Source organism: Gordonia sp. NPDC003424, assembly GCF_053588655.1.
Genome location: NZ_JBSFQJ010000039.1, coordinates 1 through 1,621, shown reverse-complemented (window position 1 = coordinate 1,621; position 1,621 = coordinate 1). Strand labels below are relative to the sequence as shown.

Sequence of the window (1,621 nt, the reverse complement as noted above, 5' to 3'; positions counted from 1 at the left end):
TACTGAGAGGTGATGCGTAGCCGTTGCGGCGAATTCCATGATCCTATGCTGCCGAGAAAAGCCTCTAGCGAGTTGGTACACGGCCCGTACCCCAAACCAACACAGGTGGTCAGGTAGAGAATACTAAGGCGATCGAGAGAACTGTGGTTAAGGAACTCGGCAAAATGCCCCCGTAACTTCGGGAGAAGGGGGACCCGCACTGATGAACGCCCTTGCGGTGGGAGTTGGTGGGGGTCGCAGAGACCAGAGAGAAGCGACTGTTTACTAAAAACACAGGTCCGTGCGAAGTCGTAAGACGATGTATACGGACTGACGCCTGCCCGGTGCTGGAAGGTTAAGAGGACCGGTTAATCCTTTCGAGGGTGAAGCTGAGAATTTAAGCCCCAGTAAACGGCGGTGGTAACTATAACCATCCTAAGGTAGCGAAATTCCTTGTCGGGTAAGTTCCGACCTGCACGAATGGCGTAACGACTTCTCTGCTGTCTCAACCACAGACTCGGCGAAATTGCAGTACGAGTAAAGATGCTCGTTACGCGCGGCAGGACGAAAAGACCCCGGGACCTTCACTATAGCTTGGTATTGGTGTTCGGTTCGGTTTGTGTAGGATAGGTGGGAGACTGTGAAGCGGCCACGCCAGTGGTTGTGGAGTCGTTGTTGAAATACCACTCTGATCGTATTGGACTTCTAACCTCGGACCCTGATCGGGTTCAGGGACAGTGCCTGGTGGGTAGTTTAACTGGGGCGGTTGCCTCCCAAAATGTAACGGAGGCGCCCAAAGGTTCCCTCAGCCTGGTTGGCAATCAGGTGTTGAGTGTAAGTGCACAAGGGAGCTTGACTGTGAGACGTACATGTCGAGCAGGGACGAAAGTCGGGACTAGTGATCCGGCACCAACGTGTGGAAGTGGTGTCGCTCAACGGATAAAAGGTACCCCGGGGATAACAGGCTGATCTTCCCCAAGAGTCCATATCGACGGGATGGTTTGGCACCTCGATGTCGGCTCGTCGCATCCTGGGGCTGGAGTAGGTCCCAAGGGTTGGGCTGTTCGCCCATTAAAGCGGCACGCGAGCTGGGTTTAGAACGTCGTGAGACAGTTCGGTCTCTATCCGCCGCGCGCGTCTAGAAACTTGAGGAAACCTGTCCCTAGTACGAGAGGACCGGGACGGACGAACCTCTGGTGTGCCAGTTGTCCCGCCAGGGGCATTGCTGGTTGGCTACGTTCGGAAGGGATAACCGCTGAAAGCATCTAAGCGGGAAGCCTGTTCCAAGATGAGGTTTCTCACCACCATTGAGTGGGTAAGGCCCCCTACAGACCATGGGGTTGATAGGCCAGAACTGGAAGCCTGGTAACAGGTGTAGGTGACTGGTACTAATCGGCCGAGGACTTACCAACAACACTTAACACCCAAAACAAGTGTTAAGAGATAGAGCTCTGCTCGCATCCACTATGCATCTTCTGAGACAACACACAACAAACAAACCCGTTGTGTGTGGGTTTCACAAAGTTACGGCGGCCATAGCGGAGGGGAAACGCCCGGCCCCATTCCGAACCCGGAAGCTAAGCCCTCCAGCGCCGATGGTACTGCACCCTAACCAGTGTGGGAGAGTAGGACACCGCCGAAC

2 rRNA genes (1 of these 2 cut by a window edge) are annotated in these 1,621 nt (G+C 54.7%); both read left to right on the top strand.

The annotated features are described in order from the left end of the window. Window positions 1-1,391: ribosomal RNA gene (locus ACWDTI_RS27200) — 23S ribosomal RNA — on the top strand; it begins 1,811 nt to the left of the window's first position. Between the two features lie 113 nt (window positions 1,392-1,504). Next, window positions 1,505-1,621, top strand: a 5S ribosomal RNA gene (gene rrf, locus ACWDTI_RS27195).